At 62.0% G+C, this 19,776-nt stretch carries 12 protein-coding genes; 7 read left to right on the forward strand and 5 right to left on the reverse strand.

Annotated features, from left to right (window positions below):
- Positions 1–230: 230 nt before the first annotated feature.
- Positions 231–1,202: an HlyD family secretion protein gene (locus tag AC1DIS_RS21295; protein ID WP_374727782.1), complete on the reverse strand. Its 972-nt coding sequence runs from the start codon at positions 1,200–1,202 to the stop codon at positions 231–233.
- 383 nt (positions 1,203–1,585) lie between these two features.
- Between AC1DIS_RS21295 and AC1DIS_RS21300 the strand changes: the two genes are divergently transcribed.
- The 7 genes from AC1DIS_RS21300 to tkt all read left to right on the forward strand — a co-directional run bounded on the left by AC1DIS_RS21300 (position 1,586) and on the right by tkt (position 8,155).
- Complete coding sequence (locus tag AC1DIS_RS21300; protein ID WP_225602876.1) at positions 1,586–2,020, forward strand: hypothetical protein; 435 nt, start codon at positions 1,586–1,588, stop codon at positions 2,018–2,020.
- The gene (locus tag AC1DIS_RS21305) at positions 2,017–3,492 is read left to right on the forward strand and encodes an ATPase domain-containing protein (RefSeq protein WP_111453638.1); all 1,476 of its coding nucleotides are present in this window, start codon (positions 2,017–2,019) and stop codon (positions 3,490–3,492) included. Before AC1DIS_RS21300 ends, AC1DIS_RS21305 begins: the two co-directional genes overlap by 4 nt.
- A 9-nt stretch (positions 3,493–3,501) precedes the next feature.
- Positions 3,502–3,792 carry a hypothetical protein gene (locus AC1DIS_RS21310; protein ID WP_477748737.1) on the forward strand — a complete coding sequence of 97 codons (291 nt, stop codon included), beginning with the start codon at positions 3,502–3,504 and terminating at the stop codon, positions 3,790–3,792.
- The gene (locus AC1DIS_RS21315) at positions 3,753–4,523 is read left to right on the forward strand and encodes a sensor histidine kinase (RefSeq protein WP_225602874.1); all 771 of its coding nucleotides are present in this window, start codon (positions 3,753–3,755) and stop codon (positions 4,521–4,523) included. The genes AC1DIS_RS21310 and AC1DIS_RS21315 overlap by 40 nt, the downstream gene beginning before the upstream one ends.
- A gap of 253 nt (positions 4,524–4,776) precedes the next feature.
- Positions 4,777–5,505 (forward strand): Crp/Fnr family transcriptional regulator, encoded by a 729-nt coding sequence (locus tag AC1DIS_RS21320; protein ID WP_105342226.1) that lies wholly within the window; start codon positions 4,777–4,779, stop codon positions 5,503–5,505.
- A gap of 114 nt (positions 5,506–5,619) precedes the next feature.
- Positions 5,620–5,874 carry a DUF1652 domain-containing protein gene (locus AC1DIS_RS21325; protein WP_111453637.1) on the forward strand — a complete coding sequence of 85 codons (255 nt, stop codon included), beginning with the start codon at positions 5,620–5,622 and terminating at the stop codon, positions 5,872–5,874.
- 190 nt (positions 5,875–6,064) lie between these two features.
- Positions 6,065–8,155, forward strand: coding sequence for a transketolase (gene tkt, locus AC1DIS_RS21330; protein WP_477781068.1), 2,091 nt, complete (start codon positions 6,065–6,067; stop codon positions 8,153–8,155).
- Here the strand turns inward: tkt and AC1DIS_RS21335 are convergent.
- The 4 genes from AC1DIS_RS21335 to AC1DIS_RS21350 form a co-directional block, all read right to left on the reverse strand.
- Positions 8,126–9,649 carry a mercuric reductase gene (locus AC1DIS_RS21335; protein WP_111453635.1) on the reverse strand — a complete coding sequence of 508 codons (1,524 nt, stop codon included), beginning with the start codon at positions 9,647–9,649 and terminating at the stop codon, positions 8,126–8,128. The genes tkt and AC1DIS_RS21335 overlap by 30 nt on opposite strands.
- Positions 9,649–10,992, reverse strand: coding sequence for a glucoamylase family protein (locus AC1DIS_RS21340; RefSeq protein ID WP_477781064.1), 1,344 nt, complete (start codon positions 10,990–10,992; stop codon positions 9,649–9,651). The genes AC1DIS_RS21335 and AC1DIS_RS21340 overlap by 1 nt, the downstream gene beginning before the upstream one ends.
- An 18-nt stretch (positions 10,993–11,010) precedes the next feature.
- A complete protein-coding gene (locus tag AC1DIS_RS21345; RefSeq protein WP_105341819.1) occupies positions 11,011–11,157 on the reverse strand; it encodes a lmo0937 family membrane protein in 147 nt (48 codons plus the stop codon).
- A gap of 87 nt (positions 11,158–11,244) precedes the next feature.
- Positions 11,245–19,749: a glycoside hydrolase family 94 protein gene (locus AC1DIS_RS21350; RefSeq protein ID WP_477781065.1), complete on the reverse strand. Its 8,505-nt coding sequence runs from the start codon at positions 19,747–19,749 to the stop codon at positions 11,245–11,247.
- Positions 19,750–19,776 lie beyond the last annotated feature (27 nt).

Genomic DNA, 19,776 nt, shown 5'->3' on the forward strand with positions numbered 1-19,776 from the left:
AACGTGCCCCTTTGGTTGGCCGCAACCCAACCAAATTCTTTGCCCCGCGCCTCATTCGGTCACGGGGCTTTTTTTTGTCGGTCTTTAATTCAACGCATATCCCTGTGGGAGCGAGCCTTTGTGGCGAGGGGCTTGCCCCCGTTGGGTCGCGAAGCGGCCCCAATCTACGACTGCTGCGCAGCCGAACGGGGGCAAGCCCCCTCGCCACATAAGCCCGTCCCCATATGGGGTTAGTGGGTTGCCTGATTATCCCGGTTTTCCATGACGGTCACCGTGGCCGTGGTCCCGGCACGCAGGCTGTTTTTGGCGATATAGTCGGCGTCGATCTGAATCCGCACCGGCACTCGTTGCGCCAGTTTGACCCAAGTATAGCTGGGGTTGATGTTGGCCAGCAGGCGACTGCCGGGGGAGTTCTCACGGTCGGCGATAGCAAAAGCGATGCTTTGTACGGTGCCGCCGAAGGTCTCGCCGCTCATCAACTCGATCCTGACCCGATCACCCTCCTCGATTCGCGGCAACTTGGTTTCTTCGAAGTAGCCACTAACATAAAAGGATTGACTGTCAACCAACGCCAACAGCGCACCGCCACCACTAGCGAAGTCACCCTCGCGGGTCAGCAGATTCGTCACATAGCCACTGACCGGCGCCACCACTCGGGTTCGTTGTAAATCCAGCTCGGCCTGGGTCAAGGCCGCAATAGCCAGCTGCACATTGGCTTGCGCCAAGCCAAGGTTGGCCTGGTTTCTCAACAGGTCCGCCTGAGCTACCGCCACTTCGGTACTGGACTTTTCCCACTCTTCGCCGGAGATCGCGAAACGCTGCTTGAGCGTCCTTCGCCTCTGCTCTTCGCTCTGGCGTTGTTTGAGTAAGGCCTCACTGGAAATGATTGATGCCTTCGACTGGCCCTCAGTGGCTTTCGCCACTTCGACTGAGCGCTTCGCGTGTTCGACCGCCAGTGCGTAACGCGCCGGGTCGATTTCCAGCAGCAACTGGCCCTTCTGCACATGCTGGTTGTCCTGCACCTGCAAGCTAATGATGCGTCCCGAGACCTCGGCTGATAGCGTCACCACATCGGCACGCACTCGCGCATCACGAGTCCAGGGTGATCGAGTGTAATGATCCCAAGCAAACCAACCGAGCAGCACCGCCAACCCGACTACGGCCAAAGTCACCAGTTGTGCAACGGTTTTCTTCAGACTCATGAGATACCCATCACCAAAATCACCACCGCACACACGCAAGCGTAGACGGTCATTTTCACTGAGATTTGAATATTTTCAGATAGGTTGTAATGGGCAGATGAGATTGCACAGCCAGCACAACGCGTCCGTCTCGTAGCACCGTACCGCCCCACAGCGAGCCACTGGCGCCGGTAAAAAGGAGGTTTTTCTCTCGGCATCGTCAGAAAAAGAGACGATCACACCCTTGCTTTAACCGATTCTCCAGCCCGTACCGATGGGATCAAGCTCAGATCACAGCCAAAAGGACAATCAGACTGCTTTTTCAATACTGCCTCAGAACTGAGTCTCGATAAACTCGAGATAAGGTGTACCATCAGGCTCTGTCCATCAGATATTAGTCCGTCATGTCCACGCTAAGCGAAGAGAGCCGCCAGATCGTAGCTTCTCTGGCGCACCGTGTTGGTCCCGACGCGGACATTGCGAGGGTCGCCCAAGCGATCGTTTCAACCTTGCAGGATATGGACGCAGCCCTCACGCCCATCATTGGGCCGCAGGGGGTTGCCGCGCTTTACCGCCGTAGCCTCCAGCTTTGCACTTGCGCTCATCCGCGCCTGGCCGGTACCTATGACCGCGTGCAGGCCGCGCTGGATCTGGCTGCCCTCAAATCCGTACTCGTTGAACAAAGCGAAGCCGATGCGTTGTTTTTCGGTGAAGTGATGCTGATCACCTTCTACGAACTGCTGACCACGCTGATCGGGCCCTCGCTCACCGCACGGTTGCTTCGTGACGTGTGGGAACCTTCTTTGAGCGACACCCCATCGCAGGAAAATTCGCCATGAGCACCAAAGTGACTATCAACCGCTTGGCCACCGGCGTGCCAGGATTGGACGAGGTGCTGGGCGGAGGTTTGCCGGAGTTTTCGTTCAACTTGATCGCCGGCCCTCCCGGCTGCGGCAAGACCACCCTCGCTCACCAGATGATGTTTGCCCTGGCGACGCCCGAACGTCCGGCGCTGTTCTTTACGGTGCTTGGCGAGCCGCCACTGAAGATGCTGCGCTATCAACAGCAATTCGATTTTTTCGACAGTGAAGCGATCAACCATTCGATTCGCTATATCAACCTGGCCAACGACACCCTCGCCGGAAATCTGGACGAAGTGCTGCGGCGCATCGTCAGCGAGGTGGAGGCGCACTCTCCGTCGCTGGTGTTCGTCGACTCGTTCCGTTCGGTGGTGCTGGCCAGCCAAACCCAGGACAACCCCAACAACAACCTGCCGCAGTTCATTCAGCAACTGGGCATGTTGATGACCACCTGGCAGGCGACGACCTTCCTGATCGGCGAATATTTCACCGAAACCGACACCAACCCGATTTTCACCGTGGCCGATGGCCTGATCTGGCTGCGTCAAAGCGTTCAACGCAATTCCATGGTGCGCAAGATGGAAATCATGAAGATGCGCGGCCAACCGACACTTCCGGGGCTGCATACCTTCCGCATCGCGACGTCGGGGATCAAGGTCTTTGCGCCGACGGCCCCCAACCCGGTTGAAGCGCCGCTGGAGTTCCCTATCAAGCGCCTGAAGATGGGCGTGCCGCAGCTCGACGAGATGCTCGGCGGCGGTCTGCCCCGTGGCTATTCCTTGCTGGTAGCCGGGCCTTCGGGTTCGGGCAAAAGCATTCTGGCCGCGACATTTCTCGCTGAAGGCGCGCGCAATGGCGAAACCGGCGTGATCGCGGTGTTCGAACAGCGGCCCAATCACTCCCAGAATGCCACCCTCGCTGGCCTGATCCAGAGTGGCCAGGTCGGTCTGGTGGACAGCCGGGCCCCGGACCTCTCCATCGACGAAATCGTGCAGTTGCTGTTGAGCGAGATCACCCGGCTGAAAGCCACCCGCGTGGTCATCGATTCGCTGTCGGGCTTCGAACTGGCGCTGGCGCCGACCTTCCGCGATGACTTCCGCGAGTCGCTGTCACGCATGGTCACCGCGCTGACCGGCGCCGGGGTCAGTGTGTTGATGACCTCCGAGCTGGAAGACCGCTACACCGATCTGCGTTTCAGTCCTTACGGCACCGCCTTTCTCACCGATGCGATCATCGTTCAACGCTATATTGAAGTAGAGAGCCGCTTGTTGCGGATCATGGCCGTGGTCAAGGTCCGAGCCAGCGCCCATTCAGATCAGTTGCGCCAGTACCACATCGACGATAACGGCCTCCAGATCGGCGAAATGCTGCCGGACCAGGAGGGGCTGCTCGGTGGTCGACCGACAAAACAGAGTTCAGGAGCGGTACGTACGGGAGATAAAAATGTTTGAGCCCGACTCATGAGTAAAGCCGGTGGCAAGAAGGAACGTGAGATGGCCAATGCTGCTCACGAACTCTTCCTGCTTGGACAAAAAACTGTTGAAGCGCGCGCCGTACTGGCAGCACTGCAAAAACAGTTGAGCGACGCCAGCAGCCGGTTGGCAGATACCCAGCAGGTCGAGCAAGTGATCGAGGCCAATCAGCAGCTGGTACTGGCGATACTCTTGGCGCAATCAGACGCTGTACCCCCCCTCGTCTGGAGGAGCAGCGTTTGTACCAGCAATTGCGCGAGGCTAATGCGCAGCTGGTAATGGCTGCGCTCAGCGCTCAAGACCTTCAGGCTACAGCCGAGCGCGCATTGAGCCAGCAGAAAAGCGTACTGGCTATGGTGGCCCATGAGCTGCGAAATCCGTTAACACCTATCAGCATGATTGCAGAGCGTATGGTTCGACTGCCTAGCGACCAACTGCCGCGAATGCGAGAGTTGATTGAGAGTCAAGTACAGCATATTTCACAGCTGGTCGACGATCTGCTCGACGTCTCCCGCGCCAGCACGGGCAAGCTGCGAATCAATCGCCGCGATGTCGACATGATGCAAATTCTGATTGAGGCTGTTGATGCGTGTGGTCCTGTGATGATCGCGCAACAGCAGCAGTTCGACGTCCATCTTCCAGATGGCACCTTGATGGTGAATGGTGATTCAGGACGCCTCGCTCAGATTCTTCACAATCTACTGGCGAATGCGGCCAAGTACACTCCGGCCGAAGGCAGAATCAAGCTGTCTGCCACGGTAGAGGCCGACGTTCTGAAGATAAGTATTTCCGACAATGGAATCGGCGTTTCGGCTAAAGCACTCCCTTTTATTTTTGACCCTTATGTTCAAGACGAACACGCCATAGGTTTCAACGGCTCCGGTTTGGGCATCGGGTTGACCGTCGTTCGGGAGCTGGTCGAAGCGCACGGTGGCAAGGTCACCGCCACGAGCGAGGGTAATGGTAAGGGAAGTGAGTTCGTGGTGATGTTGCCGCTGGTGAGCCATTGACGCTTCTTTGCACTTAATAGCACTCACGCCTGATCGAAGCGCTCGCATCGTCTTCCTCCGTTACGCCGCTCTTCAAAGGCCTGAAAGATGACAAGGAGCCTATGGAGCCGCCAATCCTCGACGGCCGTCCAAGGGCCTGGCCCGAATTGAATGTGCCGGCAAAACCGACGGACGGCCCCATATGGCAGCGTACGGCGTGCGCCATGGATTAATCTTTAGGTATTGGAAGTCTCAACCTCGGATGCTGGCTGATATGTTTGATACACCCAAGCCACAACAGAACCATCTTCTGGCGGCCCTTCCTGCACAATCGAGGGAGCGCTTGTTGCCCTACTTCGAACTGATCACCCTGCCGCTCGGCAAGGTGCTCTACGAATCCGGGGATGTCCTGCGGCACGTCTACTTCCCCACCGACGCCATCGTGTCCTTACTGTATGTGATGGAAAACGGCGCATCGGCGGAAATTTCAGTGGTAGGCAATGAAGGCTTGATCGGCATCGCCGTCTTCATGGGTGGTGAAAGCACACCAAGCCGGGCGATCGTGCAGAGCGCCGGGCATGCCTTTCGGTTACCCAGCCAGCGACTCAAGGATGAGTTCAATCGCCACGGGGAGATGCTCCTGCTGATGTTGCGCTACACCCAGGCGTTGATCACCCAGATGGCGCAGACCGCCGCGTGCAACCGCCACCACTCGATCGATCAACAATTGTGCCGCTGGTTGCTGCTGTCTCTCGATCGCTTGCAAGACAATCAACTGATCATGACCCAGGAGTTGATCGCCAACATGCTCGGCGTACGCCGTGAAGGCGTGACCGATGCCGCTGGCAAACTGCAACGCCTGGGCGTCATCGAATACAGCCGTGGCCATATCAAGGTGCTGGACAGGGCCGCACTTGAGCAACTGAGTTGCGAGTGCTACGCCGTCGTCAGAAAAGAAACCGAGCGCCTGTTGCCCTATGTTCCGTTAAAACCGTCTTGCTGACCCGCACCTGCGTGTTCTAGCGAACAGACCACCCCGACGGCGTCCCTCACACTCCAGCTATGAGACGGTTCAACACTCGCCCTTCCCGAGTCCACCGTCTTCACTGGAGTCATCATGCTATCCACGCTTGAGTTGCGTCACATCATCGAGTCAGCACTCCGTCCCCTGTCCTGCGAGTGCCGAGTCGATCAAAGCGGATCACTGCAAGCTCTGATATTCGAGCCTGTCTCTGGTCGAGTAGAGCTGTTGGTTACGGGAATTAGTACAGCCAGCCTCAATTGCAATCGAGCGATAGGCAAGTTTATAGCTGAAATTCAGGAGGACCTCGAAACGACTCATGGGCAGAGGCCAACGCTCAGGATTGGGTAGAGGCTCAACGAGAAATCCCGGCGCATGGGCGGGCATTTTTTATCTGGTGGTGGAATACACGACATACCTGATGAGCGTTGGATCAAAGCGGGAACCGCGAGTAAAGGGACGTGAACCCGATGATGGATGTGGACCACAACCGAAACACCCGCGACGCGCTGAGTCCCCTTTACCTCACCAAGAGACCATCATGACCAGCAAACTCGACCAGCAATGCATCGATACCCTACGCTTCCTCTCGCTCGACATGGTGCAAAAAGCCGATAGCGGCCACCCCGGTCTGCCGCTCGGTGCCGCGCCGATGGCCTATGTGTTGTGGACGCGCTGGTTAAAGTTCAACCCGCGCAACCCGCAGTGGCCCGACCGCGACCGTTTCGTGCTCTCCGCCGGACACGGCTCGGCGCTGCTCTATAGTCTGCTGCACCTCAGTGGCTACGAGCTTGCGCTGGAGGAGATCAAGCGTTTCCGCCAATGGGGTAGCAAGACGCCAGGGCATCCCGAGCGCGGACACACGCCCGGCGTGGAGACCACTACCGGGCCGCTTGGTCAGGGCCTGGCCAACGCGGTCGGCATGGCGATGGCCGAGGCGCAACTGTCCGCGCGCTACAACCGTCCCGGTCATGCGGTCGTCGACCACCATACCTACGCCCTCGTCAGCGACGGCGACCTGATGGAAGGCGTGGCAAGCGAGGCCGCCTCGCTCGCCGGCCATCTCGGGTTGGGCAAGCTCACCTGCCTGTACGACGACAATGCCGTTACTCTGGCCGCCGGCACCGCCATGACCTTCTCCGAGGATCGTGCGCGGCGATTTGAGGCCTACGGCTGGCACACAGTGTCGGTGGCAGATGGCAATAACCTATTGGCGATAGATGCCGCGCTGCAGGCGGCACGGGCGCAAAGCACGCGGCCATCGTTAATTCTCGTTCGTACACATATCGGCTACGGCTCACCCGAGCAGGACACCTTCAAGGCCCACGGCTCGCCGCTCAGCGTGGAAGAGGTGCGCAAGACCAAGGAGAAGCTGGGCTGGCCCACCGAGCCGGACTTCCTGATACCCGACGCTGCCTTGGCGCATTTCCGCAAGGCCGTGGAACACGGGGTGCGGAGCGAGGCTGCCTGGCACATGCGCATGGACGTCTACACCAAGGCCTTTGCAGAACTGTCCCATGAACTGGAGCAGCGCCTGAACGGGGAACTGCCGCCGGGCTGGGATGCAGACATTCCGGTGTTTCCCACCGATGCCAAGGGGTTGGCCACACGCGACGCCAGCGCCATGGTGATCAATGCCATCGCGCCCCGTCTGCCAGCATTGAGCGGAGGCTCCGCCGACCTCGATCCCTCAACGAAAACCGCGCTCAAGGGCCTTGGAGACTTCAACCCGCCGCYTACCACGGGCACGGATCAACAAGGCTCTGACGTGGGCGGCTGGAGCAAAGCGGGTCGCAACTTGCACTTCGGCGTGCGCGAACATGCAATGGGCGCCATCGTCAACGGCCTTGCCGCACACGGCGGCTTCATTGCCTTTGGTGCGACCTTCTTGATCTTCTCTGACTACATGCGCCCACCGCTACGCCTCGCGGCACTGATGGGCCTGCACGTGGTGCATGTGTTCACCCACGACAGCCTGGCGCTCGGCGAGGACGGCCCTACCCATCAGCCTGTCGAACAACTGGCGAGCCTGCGCGCCATCCCGAATCTGGTGCTGATCCGCCCCGCCGACGCCAATGAAGCCGCAGTCGCCTGGCAGGTTGCGGTGACCACCCGTGACCGCCCTGTGCTGCTGGTCTTGACCCGGCAATCGTTGCCAACCCAGGATCGCAACCGCTATGCCCCGGCAGATGGATTGCGTCGCGGCGCCTATGTGCTGAGCGATGCGGCGAACAGCGAGCCCGAACTGATCCTGCTCGCCAGTGGCTCGGAAGTCGCCTTGATCCTGGCGGCGGGCGAGCGCCTGGAACGCGAAGGCATTGCCGTGCGCTGTGTCTCCATGCCCAGTTGGGAGCTGTTCGAGGCCCTGCCGCAGGCCGAGCGCGACGCGGTACTGCCGCCGTCAGTCGGCGCGCGGCTGGCGGTCGAGTTGGGTGTGCGGCAAGGCTGGGAGCGCTACATTGGCGCGCGGGGGGACATGCTCGGGGTAGAACACTTCGGCGCCTCGGCACCGGCCGACGTACTGCTGCGCGAATACGGCTTCAGCATCGACAATGTCTGTGCACGCGCCAAGGCGCTGCTGGGACGGCTTCAGGCTACTGACTCAGCGCTCCATCCAACGCGCCAAACGTGACCTGACGCGAGGAGGCAAGCGGGTACGATTGTAGGCATCGGCGGCCTTGCGGATCGCCTCCGCCTGCGTGGGATAGGCATGGATCACCAGGGCCAATGTGCGCAAGCCGACGCCCGCCACCATGGCCAGGGTGATTTCGTTGATCATGTCGCCGGCATGGCGAGCGACGATGGTGGCACCGAGAATCTGGTCCGTGCGCTCCCTGACGTGGATTTTCACGAAACCCTCCTCCTCACTGTCAGTGACCGCACGATCGACCTGATGCATGGGAATGGTGAAGGTTTTCACCGGAATATCCCGACGGTTGGCCTCACGCACATACAAACCGACGTGAGCAATCTCCGGATCGGTGTAGGTACACCAGGGGATTACCAGCCGGCTCATCCGCTCGCGACCGCGCAGCAGGGCGTTCTGCACGACAATGCGGGCTGAAGCCAGGGCGGTATGGGTGTACTTGTGCTCAAGGCAGACATCCCCGGCAGCGTAGATAAGCGGATTGCTTGTGCGCAGGAAGTCATCGACACGGATTCCCTCACTGGCGTCGTAGTCGACACCGGCGGCTTCCAGGTTCAGGCCCTGGACATTCGGCGAGAGGCCGATGCCGGCGAGGATCGCATCGACGGCAACCGTACTGCGGTAATCGTCGCTGACCAGGTCGACCAGTTTCTGCCCACCCTCTACGCGCACGGCAACGACCTGGGTGTTCAGACGGACCTCGATGCCGTCGCGAGCGAAGGCATCCGAGAGCAGTTGCGCGGCGTCCCGTTCCTCGTTGCCGAGGAACAGCGGCATGTCTTGCACGATGGTGGTTTGTGCGCCAAGCCGGGAGAAGGCCTGGGCCAGTTCACAGCCAAGGGGGCCGCCACCAATCACCAGCAGGCGGCGCGGCAACTCGGTCAGATCGAAAACGTTTTCATTGGTTAGGTAACCGGCTTGCGCGAGACCGGGAATCAGCGGGATATTCGGGGCCGCGCCAGTCGCAATCAAGGCTTTGCGAAAGCGCAGGGTCTGCCCATCGACGGTCAGCGAATCAGCCCCCGTGAAGCGCACTTCGCCGAAGAACATATCCACGCCAATTGCGCTCAATCGTGCCGCCGAATCGCCGCCGCTGAGGTGACTGCGGATACGCCGTACGCGCTCCATCGCGGCAGCGAAGTCGACCTGAATGTCGCTCGGCACTTGCGCGCCATAGTGCCGGGCATCGCGCATTTCGGCATACAACTGCGCCGTCCGGATAATCACCTTCGACGGTACACAACCATTGTTCAGACAATCGCCGCCGATCAACCTGCATTCAATCAACGCCACCCTGGCGCCGAGCGCTACAGCGGTTTTCGCGGCGCCCAGACCCGCAGGCCCCGCACCGACTATCACCAAGTGGTAGCGCTCGGCAGCGTGCGGATTGACCCAGCGCGGCGGATGCACACTGGCCAGGCGTTGACGCTCATAAGCATCCTGCGGCGTGGTGATCGACCCATCGTAGTCTTGCGTCATCAGCCTGCTCCCGCAAATGGCGTTTGCTGCAACCAGCCGCCATGGAACCCTGCGCGCTGCAAACCGTCGCGGATGTAGGGGCAGGCGCGCATCAGCTCCCAAATCCGTTGGCTACGATGGTTCTCGATCATCATCAGTACAATGCCCTGATCGAGCCCGTAGTGCCCTGGGGACACCCAGGCGCGCCCGTTGGCATCGGCGAGGCTCGGATTGAAGCTGCTGGAAAAGCGCCCTTCGACGCACATTTCCGGGTAGCGCTCCATCATATGCCGCACCGCGTCGAGGACAATTTCCGGCGCAAACGGCAACGACGCCACCACCGAGGGGGCGCACAGTGTGCCGTCATCCGGCCCGTACGGTACGCCACGAGCGGCATAACCGAACAATCGCCGCGGCTCATTGGACAGCTGTGGCTGCTCATCGCTCGGCCCATCGCAAGCGGACAAGCCCCAGCAATTTTCAGCGTAGCCGGCGAACTCTTGCGGGTTACGCCGCGCGTACTCACGCTGGATGTAAGCGGCGCGTCGGCTGTTCTGGAAGTAGTCCGAGCACTTCTCACGCATGAAACCATCGTGGATGCCGCGAAAATCTATCCATGCATGGGAGAAATGGTGGACAAACAGCGGCCCGGCATAGAGATAGTCATGGTCGTAGAGGTTTTCCCACTGATAGGTGGAGGTCCATGCCCGGTAGCAGTCGCCCACGATTGCACAGCTTGGCGAGCCGAGCGCCAACACATACAGCAGGATGGCCTCGCTGTAGCCCTCCCAGCCGTAATGCAGGAACCCGCATTCGGGTTTCCAACCCTGCCTTATCGTCTCACCACTGTCCTGTGCCCAGCGCCAGTCGATGCGCCGATAAAGAAAGTCGGCCAGGCCCCGCAACTCGTTCTCGTCAGCGGTATCCACGCAAAAATACAGGCTTGCCGTCAACACGCCGGCGATCAGCAAAGCGGTGTCGATCATCGACAGTTCCGAGCGCCAAACCCGCACACCCGTATGGATATCAAGGAAGTGATAATAAAACCCTTTATATCCTGTCGCCCCGGGGCTACCGCTTTGATCGCTGGCCTGGAAGAAACGCAGTGCGGCGAGGCTGAACCGCAGCGCGTCGGCCCGTGTCAACCAGCCCCGATCTACGRCCAGCGGATACACTGACAGGGCGAATCCGACCACCGCGATACTGACGGGCGAACCGGGACGCGAGGTATCGGCCACCAGTCCGTTAAACGGATTCAATGTCTGCAGGAAATAACCCAAGGCGGCACGCTGCAGGCGATCGAAAAGCGCTTCATCGGCGAGTGTGGACTGTACTGTCCGCGAGCGGCGCTCAACCCTGTTCATCGGCAGGACCGAAGAGGCTTATGAGCGCCTGCTCTGAAAGAAACTGACCGCCAGCAAAATCAGCGCCACGATCAACAGGACATGAATGAAGCCGCCCAGGCTGTACGACGTTACCAGCCCAAGTAACCACAGGACGATCAGGACGACCACGATTGTTTGTAGCATGACGATTCTCCGATTGTGATCCAGGACTTTCTGAACACCTCCAGATTGAACGCATCGGCAACGTAGTTCTGTGCGCCAGCGTACCCATTAGAGAACAAGCTCAAGACGATGCGCACATCCGTCCAGCGGCACGCGAACGGCCCCTTGCTCGCAGGTCTGCGGTACACCATCGAGCAGCGCCTGCTCGAGGTCCCGGCAACGTCGTCCCGCCGACTTCAGGCTGATCGTGTAGTCGCTGCCGTCCAGCCTCAGACGGGCTTCAAAACCTGGCCAGTGACGCGGGATGCAGGGATCGACAACGAGAAACGCCCCCTCTCGGCGCAACCCCAGAATCCCCTCTACGCCGGCGCGGTACATCCAGCCGGCCGAGCCGGTGTACCAGGTCCAGCCACCCCGGCCTATATGCGGCGCAACGGAATAGACATCCGCGGCGATCACATAAGGTTCGACCTTGTAGCGCTCGACCTGCTGTGGCGTGCGCGCATGGTTGATCGGATTGAGCAGCGCGAACAACTCGACGGCCTTATCGCCTTCCCCGAGTCGGGTCAACGCCAGGATCGTCCACATCGCCGCATGGCTGTACTGCCCGCCATTCTCGCGCAGGCCTGGCGGGTAGCCTTTGATATAGCCGGGGTCGAGCGAAGTGTGCGCGAACGGGGGTGCGAACAGTAACGCCAGGTTGTCGTCGCGGCGGATCAGCAGACGCTCCAGCGAGGCCATCRCCAGCCTCGCGCGGGCGGGATCGGCGCCACCTGAGAGTACCGCCCAGGACTGCGCAATGGAGTCGATCCGACATTCCTCGCACGCCGCCGAGCCGAGCCACGTACCATCGTCGAACGTCGCCCGGCGATACCAGTCGCCATCCCAGGCCTCACGCTCCAACGCTTTGCGCAGCAACCCCGCATGCGCCCGCCACCGCTTGGCACGCTGATCGTCGCGGCCGTCGGCCAAAGGCGCAAAACTGTTCAAGGTGCTCAACAGCAACCAGCCGAGCCAGACACTCTCGCCCTGCCCGCCCACGCCAACCCGGTTCATACCGTCGTTCCAGTCGCCGCTGCCGATCAGCGGCAAGCCTTGGGCACCGGTCAGCGTCAGACACTGGTCGAGACCGCGGGCGCAATGTTCGAACAGCGAAGCCGACTCGTCCGCGGGCATCGGCTGGAAGAACGCGTCGCTTTCGCTGGGGAGCAACTGCCGCCCTTCGATGAACGGCACGCTCTCGTCCAGCACCCCGGCATCCCCGGAAGACGTGACATAGGTGGCGCAGGCAAAGGCCAGCCAGACACGATCATCGGAAATCCGCGTACGGACCCCCTGCCCCGAATGCGGTAACCACCAGTGCTGCACATCGCCCTCGACGAACTGCCGGGCGGCAGCACGCAGCAGATGAGACCGGGTTTGCGCTGGGTGTGCGAATGCCAGTGCCATGCAGTCTTGCAACTGGTCACGGAAACCATAGGCACCGCTGGCCTGGTAGAACGCCGAACGAGCCCAGATGCGGCAAGCCAGAGTCTGGTAGAGCAGCCAACCGTTAAGCAGGATATCCAGGGCGCGGTCGGGCGTGCGTACCTGCACTGCACCGAGCACTTCGTCCCAGTGCCGTTTGACCGCTGCAAGTACCTCGTCCAGGTCACGCTCGCGGTAACGCAGAACCATCTCCCGGGCAGCATCGGTCGATACGGCCTGCCCCAGCAAAACCAGCACCTCGACAGACTCGCCGGGGGCCAGCTCGACGACGCACTGCAGCGCCGCGCATGGGTCCAGACCGGCACCGCAGGCCGCGGACAACGGAGCTCTACCGAGCAGCGCCCGAGGCGCCGCCGGCCCGCCATGGCGACCGAGGAATTCGCGGCGGTCGGCGGTCCAGGCGCTTTGCCGGCCGCCGAGATCAGCAAATGCCACACGGCCCGGGAAGGCGATACTCCATGGGTTGTGCGCCAGCAGCATGCCGCTGGCGGCGTCGATCTCCGTTTGGATGAACGGCCCGTTGGTCCCGCGCGAGGTGCCGAGCACCCATTCCACATAGGCCGTCACCGACAGTTGACGTGGCCGCCCGGACAGATTGCGCAGGGTCAGTCGGGAAATTTTCAATGGGTCGTCCAGCGGCACATACTGCAGCAATTGCGTGTGAATGCCGTGTGCCGAATGGTTGAAGCGGCTGTAGCCGAAGCCGTGCGCAGCGCGGTAGACGCCGTCGTCGCGGATCGGCTGCGCGGTAGGGCTCCAAAGCTGGTGACTTTCCTCGTCGCGGATATACAGCGCCTCGCCCCCCGGGTCAGCGACCGGGTCATTGGACCAGGGGGTGAGTTGGTTTTCACGGCTGTTCTCGGCCCAAGTGTAGCCGCTGCCGTGCTCCGAGACCTGGAAGCCGAACGCCGGGTTAGCGATCACATTGATCCACGGCGCGGGCGTCGTCTGGTCGCGCTCAAGCGTGATCAGGTATTCCCGCCCGTTGCGATCAAAGCCACCCAGGCCATTGAAAAACTCCAGGCCGTCATCCCCGACCGGTGCCTCCGGCAACGGCCACACTGGCATTGACGGAGGCTGGCGGACGGCAAGCCAGTTGCGCGGCGCAGGCTTTGGCAGGCGCTCGAGCTGGTCTGCAATGGAACCACGATGGGCGATCAACTCGACTCGCGCCACGGCCTGCAGCAATGCCCGTGTTTCTACGGTCATGAGGTCGGTGCGCAATGTGTAGACCGCACCGCGCCTGCGCTCCTCGCCAAAGTGCAGGCGAGACTGAGTGCTGCGTACTGCGGTTTCTATCGCCTCCTGCAGGTCCTGCACATAGGACGACGCCCGTTCGTTGAGGATGACCAGGTCGACGTGCAGGCCCTTTATCCGCCAGTATTCACGGGCACGCAGCAACTGACGGACCCGGGCGAGGTCCTCGACCTCGTCGATGCGCAAGAGAACCAACGGCAGATCACCAGAAATCCCCAGCGGCCATAGCCCCGACTGGCACCCCGCCCCTCGTATGATGGCCGGCGCCGAAGCGCGAAAACGTGGGTCAACATAGAGAATCGGCGCGGCCAGGCGCTGGAAGTCCGCCGCCTCCTCGGAGTCGATGCCAAGGTCGCGCAATTGCACCTGGGCCTGGGTCCAGGCCAGGGTCTTGGCGCGCTCGAAGGCATTGCGTTCATGGTGCTTGTCGATCAGATCCAGTAATTCCTCTCGCGAGCTTGCGACCACCGTCCAGAAGGCTACCCGCGCAACTTTGCCGGGCCCAACCCGCAGACGTTGACGCAAGGAAAAGATCGGATCGAGGACCGTCCCCTGGCTGTTCGACAGCGCCCGATGCCCGGTGATCGCCAGCGCCTCGCGCACGCTACGGTTGCGGCCAAGGAAACGCGCGCGGTCGGACTCGTATTGCGGATCAGCGATCAGTTCACCTTCCACCACCACGAAGTGCGCCGCCCATACCGGCGTTTCCTCCGGTCCACGCGGGCGGCGAGTGGCGACCAGTGCCGTGAACTCGGCAAGGTATTCAGTCTGCACGAACATTCGCGAGAACACTGGATGCGCGCTGTCAGCGGCCCGAGTCGCCAGGACCACCTCGGCATAGGAGGTCAGTTCGATGTCGCGTGGCCTGCGCCCGTTGTTGACCAGCGAAACTCGCCGCACTTCGCCGTTGTCCTCGCCGGACACCAGTACTTCCAGGCTGGTGACCAGCGAGCCTTGGCGATGAATGAACTCGGCCTGATCCTCGTGGAACAGCACCTCGCCGTTTTCAACGTCGCGGCCACTGGGCTGCAGCGTCGCCGACCAGGCTTCCCCACTTTGGGTGTCACGCAGGAAGATGAAGCTGCCCCAGTCATCGCGGGTGGCATCCTCACGCCAGCGCGTCACGTCGATATCCCCCCAGCGACTGTAACCGCCGCCTGCCGAGGTGAGCATCAGCGCGTAGCGGCCATTGGAGAGCAGATGGGTGATCGGCGCGCCGCCGCCTCCCGCATCGATGCGCCGCAGGGTTTCGCTGCGGCCCTCGGTCGCGGAAACAGTCACCTCTTCGGCTCGTGGATGCGCCAACAGTACGTCCCGTGGCACGCGCTCCTGCAGTAGCAAATCGCAGGCCTGAATCATCGGCTCGCGGTGGAAACGGCAGCGCATCCTGCCATCGTGCAAGGCATTGGCGATGGCAACGATGGTCATGCCCTGATGGTGGGCCATAAAGCAGCGAACGATCGCCACATTCTCGTCATCCGGCAGCCGTGAGCGGGTGAAGTCCAGCGCCTCGTAGAAACCATAGCGGCCCTGCGCGCCCATCCCGGCCAGCCGCTCGTAATTGCGGCGCGCCGCCTGCGGATCGATCATCGCCGCCAGACCGGTCGCATAAGGCGCGACCACCACGTTCTCGGACAGCCCGCGCTTGAGGCCAAGCCCGGGCACACCGAAATTGGAGTACTGGTAGGTGAACTCCAGATCGCGGGCGTTGTAGGCGGACTCCGAGATCCCCCAGGGGATGCCCAACGAACGGCCGTAGGCTTCCTGTAACGCCACCACCAGACGAGTGCTCTGTTCCAGCAGGCTGCCAGCCGGCGCTCGCATCACCAGTGACGGCATCAGATATTCAAACATCGAGCCGGACCAGGAGATCAGCGCCGAGCCGCCGGGGACCGGCGTTGCGATGCGTCCGAGGCGGAACCAGTGACGAGTCGGGACATCCCCCTTGGCAATGGCGAACAGGCTGGCCAGTCGTGCTTCCGAGGCGAGCAAGTCATAGCAGCTCGGATCGAGGCGATTATCGGTTTGGGAGTAGCCGATCGATAGCAGCTTTCGTTCGGGGTCGAGCAGAAAACTGAAGTCCATCGCCCCGGCCATCGCCCGGGCCATATCGGCGAGCGCTTGCAAGCGCGGCGCCAATGTAGACCGCGCCTCGTCCGGCAGCGTGCGGTCGCGCAGGTGTTCAGCCACTGCCTTGCGCAGCGCTTCGACCCAGAACAGCAGGTCATCACCCTCGCCGACCGGAACGACCCTGACGGCCACCTTGGCGGCCTTCTCGGTCAGCCGCTTCAGACTCGGCAGCAGTCCGTCGAATGCTTGCAGCCCCGCCAAGTGGACGCGGACTTCCTCCAGATCGTCGCGCAGTTGCCGCAGCGGCTCGCCACCGGCGCCCGACAGCCCGCCAATGGCCTCCTGGACCAGCCACAGGTCGTCCATCAGGCCACGACAGGCCTCCTGCGCCAACGGGCTTTCCCGCCACTCATCGCAGGCGTTGGCGAGCACGATCAGGTGCCCGGCGAAGTTACCACTATCGACCGACGACACGTAGGCCGGATGCAAGGCTCGCAGGTCGTGGGTCGCATACCAGTTGAAAAAATGCCCGCGGTAACGCGGCAGCTTCTCCAGGGTTGCCATGGTCGCTTCCAGGCGCTCGAGCGTCTCAATGCTGCCGGCCCAGCCAAAGTCGCGGGCAGCGACTGCCGAGAGCAGGTAGAGCCCAATGTTAGTCGGCGAGGTGCGATGTGCGAGTACCGGTTTGGGCTGTTCCTGGAAATTGTCCGGCGGCAGCAGGTTATCCTCCGCTGTAACGAAGGTTTCGAAGAAGCGCCAGGTGTGTCGCGCGGTCAAGCGCAGGGCATGCGCGTCCAGCGGCGAAGCCGTGCGCTGGCGGGCGACCTTCGATGGCCGGCTGCTCAGCAGAGCCAACGCCGGCGCTGCCAACCAGAGCAACGCTAGTGGACCGGCTAGCGGCCAGGAGCTGGGCGCCAAGGCCAGGCCAACTGCGCTTATCAGCAGTGCAAGCGCGGTGCCACCAGCCATCAGCCGGTAACTGCCGCGCAGGTCTGGCAAAGGGCAGCTGGACGCCTGCGCAGCGGTGGTCCATTCGAGCAGGTGATCGTGGCTGGAGAACATCCGCACCAAGGTGCGCCCGATAGCGTCACCCATGCGCCATGCAAGGTCCGCCAAAAAGGCCAGCGAGAGCACAATCTGCAGAGCCGCGCGACGCAGGTCGGCACCTAACATGCCGAAGTGATTGCGCAGACGGATGCCGCGCCGCTGCGGCAGCAGGGAGCAGACGGTTGGCAGCAGGGCCGGAATCATCAGGGTCGCCAGCACGAACAGTGTAGCGAGCAGCGCCAGCGGCAACGGCAGCCACCAGCAGAACACCAGACTGGCCAGGGCGAAGGGCGCGAACAACGAGCGACGCAGGTTGTCGAGCATCTTGCAGCGGCCAATCGGCGGTACCGCCTGAGCCCCCGTCCAGTGCCCGAATACCCAAGGAAGCAATTGCCAGTCGCCGCGCGTCCAGCGGTGCAGACGTTTGGCGGTGACATCGAAGCGCGCCGGGGATTCTTCGATCACTTCGACATCCGAGGCCAGGCCGGCGCGGGCGAAGATGCCCTCGAATAGATCATGACTGAGCAGCCGGTTGTCGCCGACCCGGCCACCGAGGGCGGCTTCGAAGGCATCCACATCATAGATACCCTTACCGGTGTAGGAACCTTCGCCGAAGAGGTCCTGGTAAACATCCGAAACCGCCGACGCGTAGGGATCTATGCCGCCGGGACCGGAGAACACCTGCTGGTAAAAGGAGCCCTCGCCGCCCAGCGGCAGAGAGGGCGTGACCCGTGGCTGGAGGATCGCGTAGCCGCTGACAATGCGCTTCAGCGCGGCGTCGAAACGTGGGTGGTTCAATGGGTGAGCCATCTTGCCAATCAGCCGCAGCGCCGCCTCCCGCGGCAGGCGGGTATCGGCGTCAAGGGTGATCACGTAGCGCACCCCGGCCGGCACTTTCGGTGCCTCGCCGAAGATGGACATGAAACTCGTCTCGCCATCCCCACGCAACAGGCGGTTTAGCTCGTGCAGTTTGCCGCGCTTGCGTTCCCAGCCCATCCAGCACTGCTCGCGGGCATTGAACAAGCGCCGCCGACAGAGCAAGAAGAAGCGCTGGCCGCCGGGCCCAGGCCCATAGCGGCGATTCAGCTGTTCGATCGCCTCGGTTGCTACCGTCAGCAAATGCGCATCGCTGTCGAGCTCCTCTTGCTGCGCATCGACGCCATCGGCCAGCAAGGCAAAGGCCAGATCGCCGCCGATGCCCGCCAAATGGTGGACCTCCAGTCGCTCGATCTGCTCCAACAGATCGGCTTCGCTGGTCAACAGCGTCGGCACAGCGATCAGCGTACGTAGCGCCTGCGGCACGCCGGCGGACAACTCCAACCCCGGCAGAGTAATGGCGCCGAAACTCCGGGTGACTATGCGGTTGACCAGCGCCGTGGCCACCTCGGTGACCGGCACGCACATCGACAGCAGGAACAACAGGATCCAGCCAACAGCCACGGACGGCACCGCCAAGGCCCAGGCCATTAGCGCCAGTAGCAGCGTGGTCAGCAAGAAAATGCTGCCAACATAGCCGCCGATGCCCAGGCGAATGTTGAAGCGGCTGATGCGCAAGCGCAGAGGTGCGCGAAAGCCCATGGCCCGCTCCAGCGCCGGGCGTCCCTCGGCGATCAGGTGGTAGCCAGGATCGCTCGCTCGCCCACCCCACTCCTCGCCCTGCTCGGCGCTCTCAGCCAGGCGGGCAGCCTCCAAGGCCCGGTCGGCGACCTCCAGTTCCGAGAGAGCCGAGCCACGCGCCAGTTGCTCGATGGCGCTGCGGTACAGGTTGCGCGTCGGGAAGTCCATAAGGGCAAACGCACTGCCCGCGCGCAAGCGCGCATCGACCAGGCTGACACTTTCAAACAGCTTGGCCCAGTCAATATCGGAAATCAGCCGCATGCTGGTGATGATGTTGCGCACCGTGACATTGGAGGCACCCTGGCGTTGCTGGGCGTGCTGCACCACCTCCTCGACGCAAACACCCTGTGCTTGCAGACGTTCGTCCAGCCAGCCCAGCGCCGGGGTCGTACGCGGATCCTGGTCGCGCAGGCGTTTAGCGAGTTGAGCGGCGAACAGCTCGGGCAACCGCCCGAGCGGACGCGCGGCGATGTCTGCCAGCGCCGAACGGGCGCTGGCAGGTACGAGCAAACGATCGGCCAGTTCGTCGGCGTCCGCGCGGGCCATACGACCGTCGTCGATCTGCTCGGCGAGTCGGCGCAGGTTCTCGATCAGGACGATACGCAGGGTGATCGCCACAGCCCACAACTCACCGATGGTCAGCGGCTGGACCCGCTGGTACGCATCGATGAAACACCGCAGCATGTCGAGGTCGAGATGACTGTCGGTATGCGCAACGAAGGCCCAGGCCAGGCCAAAGACCCGCGGGTAGCCAGCGAACGGTCCCTCGGCGAGCTTCGGCAACTGGCGGTAGTAGCCAGGTGGCAGATCATCGCGAATTTCCCGGATCTGTTCCTCGACGATATGGTAGTTATCCAGCAGCCATTCGGCGGCGGGCACCACGCTGTGGCCGCTCTCAAGCTCCGCGGCGCTCGCCCGGTAGGCGGCGAGCAGGACCGAAGCGTTGTCGTCGAGGCGTACATGCAAGGAAAGCACAGTGGGCGGCCTGGGTGTCACCTGCTGGGCGATGGCCAGACTCTCGGCATGCTGCTCAAGTCGCTCGATACCGAAAAGCGTCTCCCGTACCGGCGCATGGTCACTCCAGGGGGGTGATAGAACGCGCTGCCCAAGTGCCCGGCGGAAGATTGAATGCATAAATAACGTTCCGAGACGCGCATCGGT

The organism is Pseudomonas sp. 05N433 (assembly GCF_056396925.1).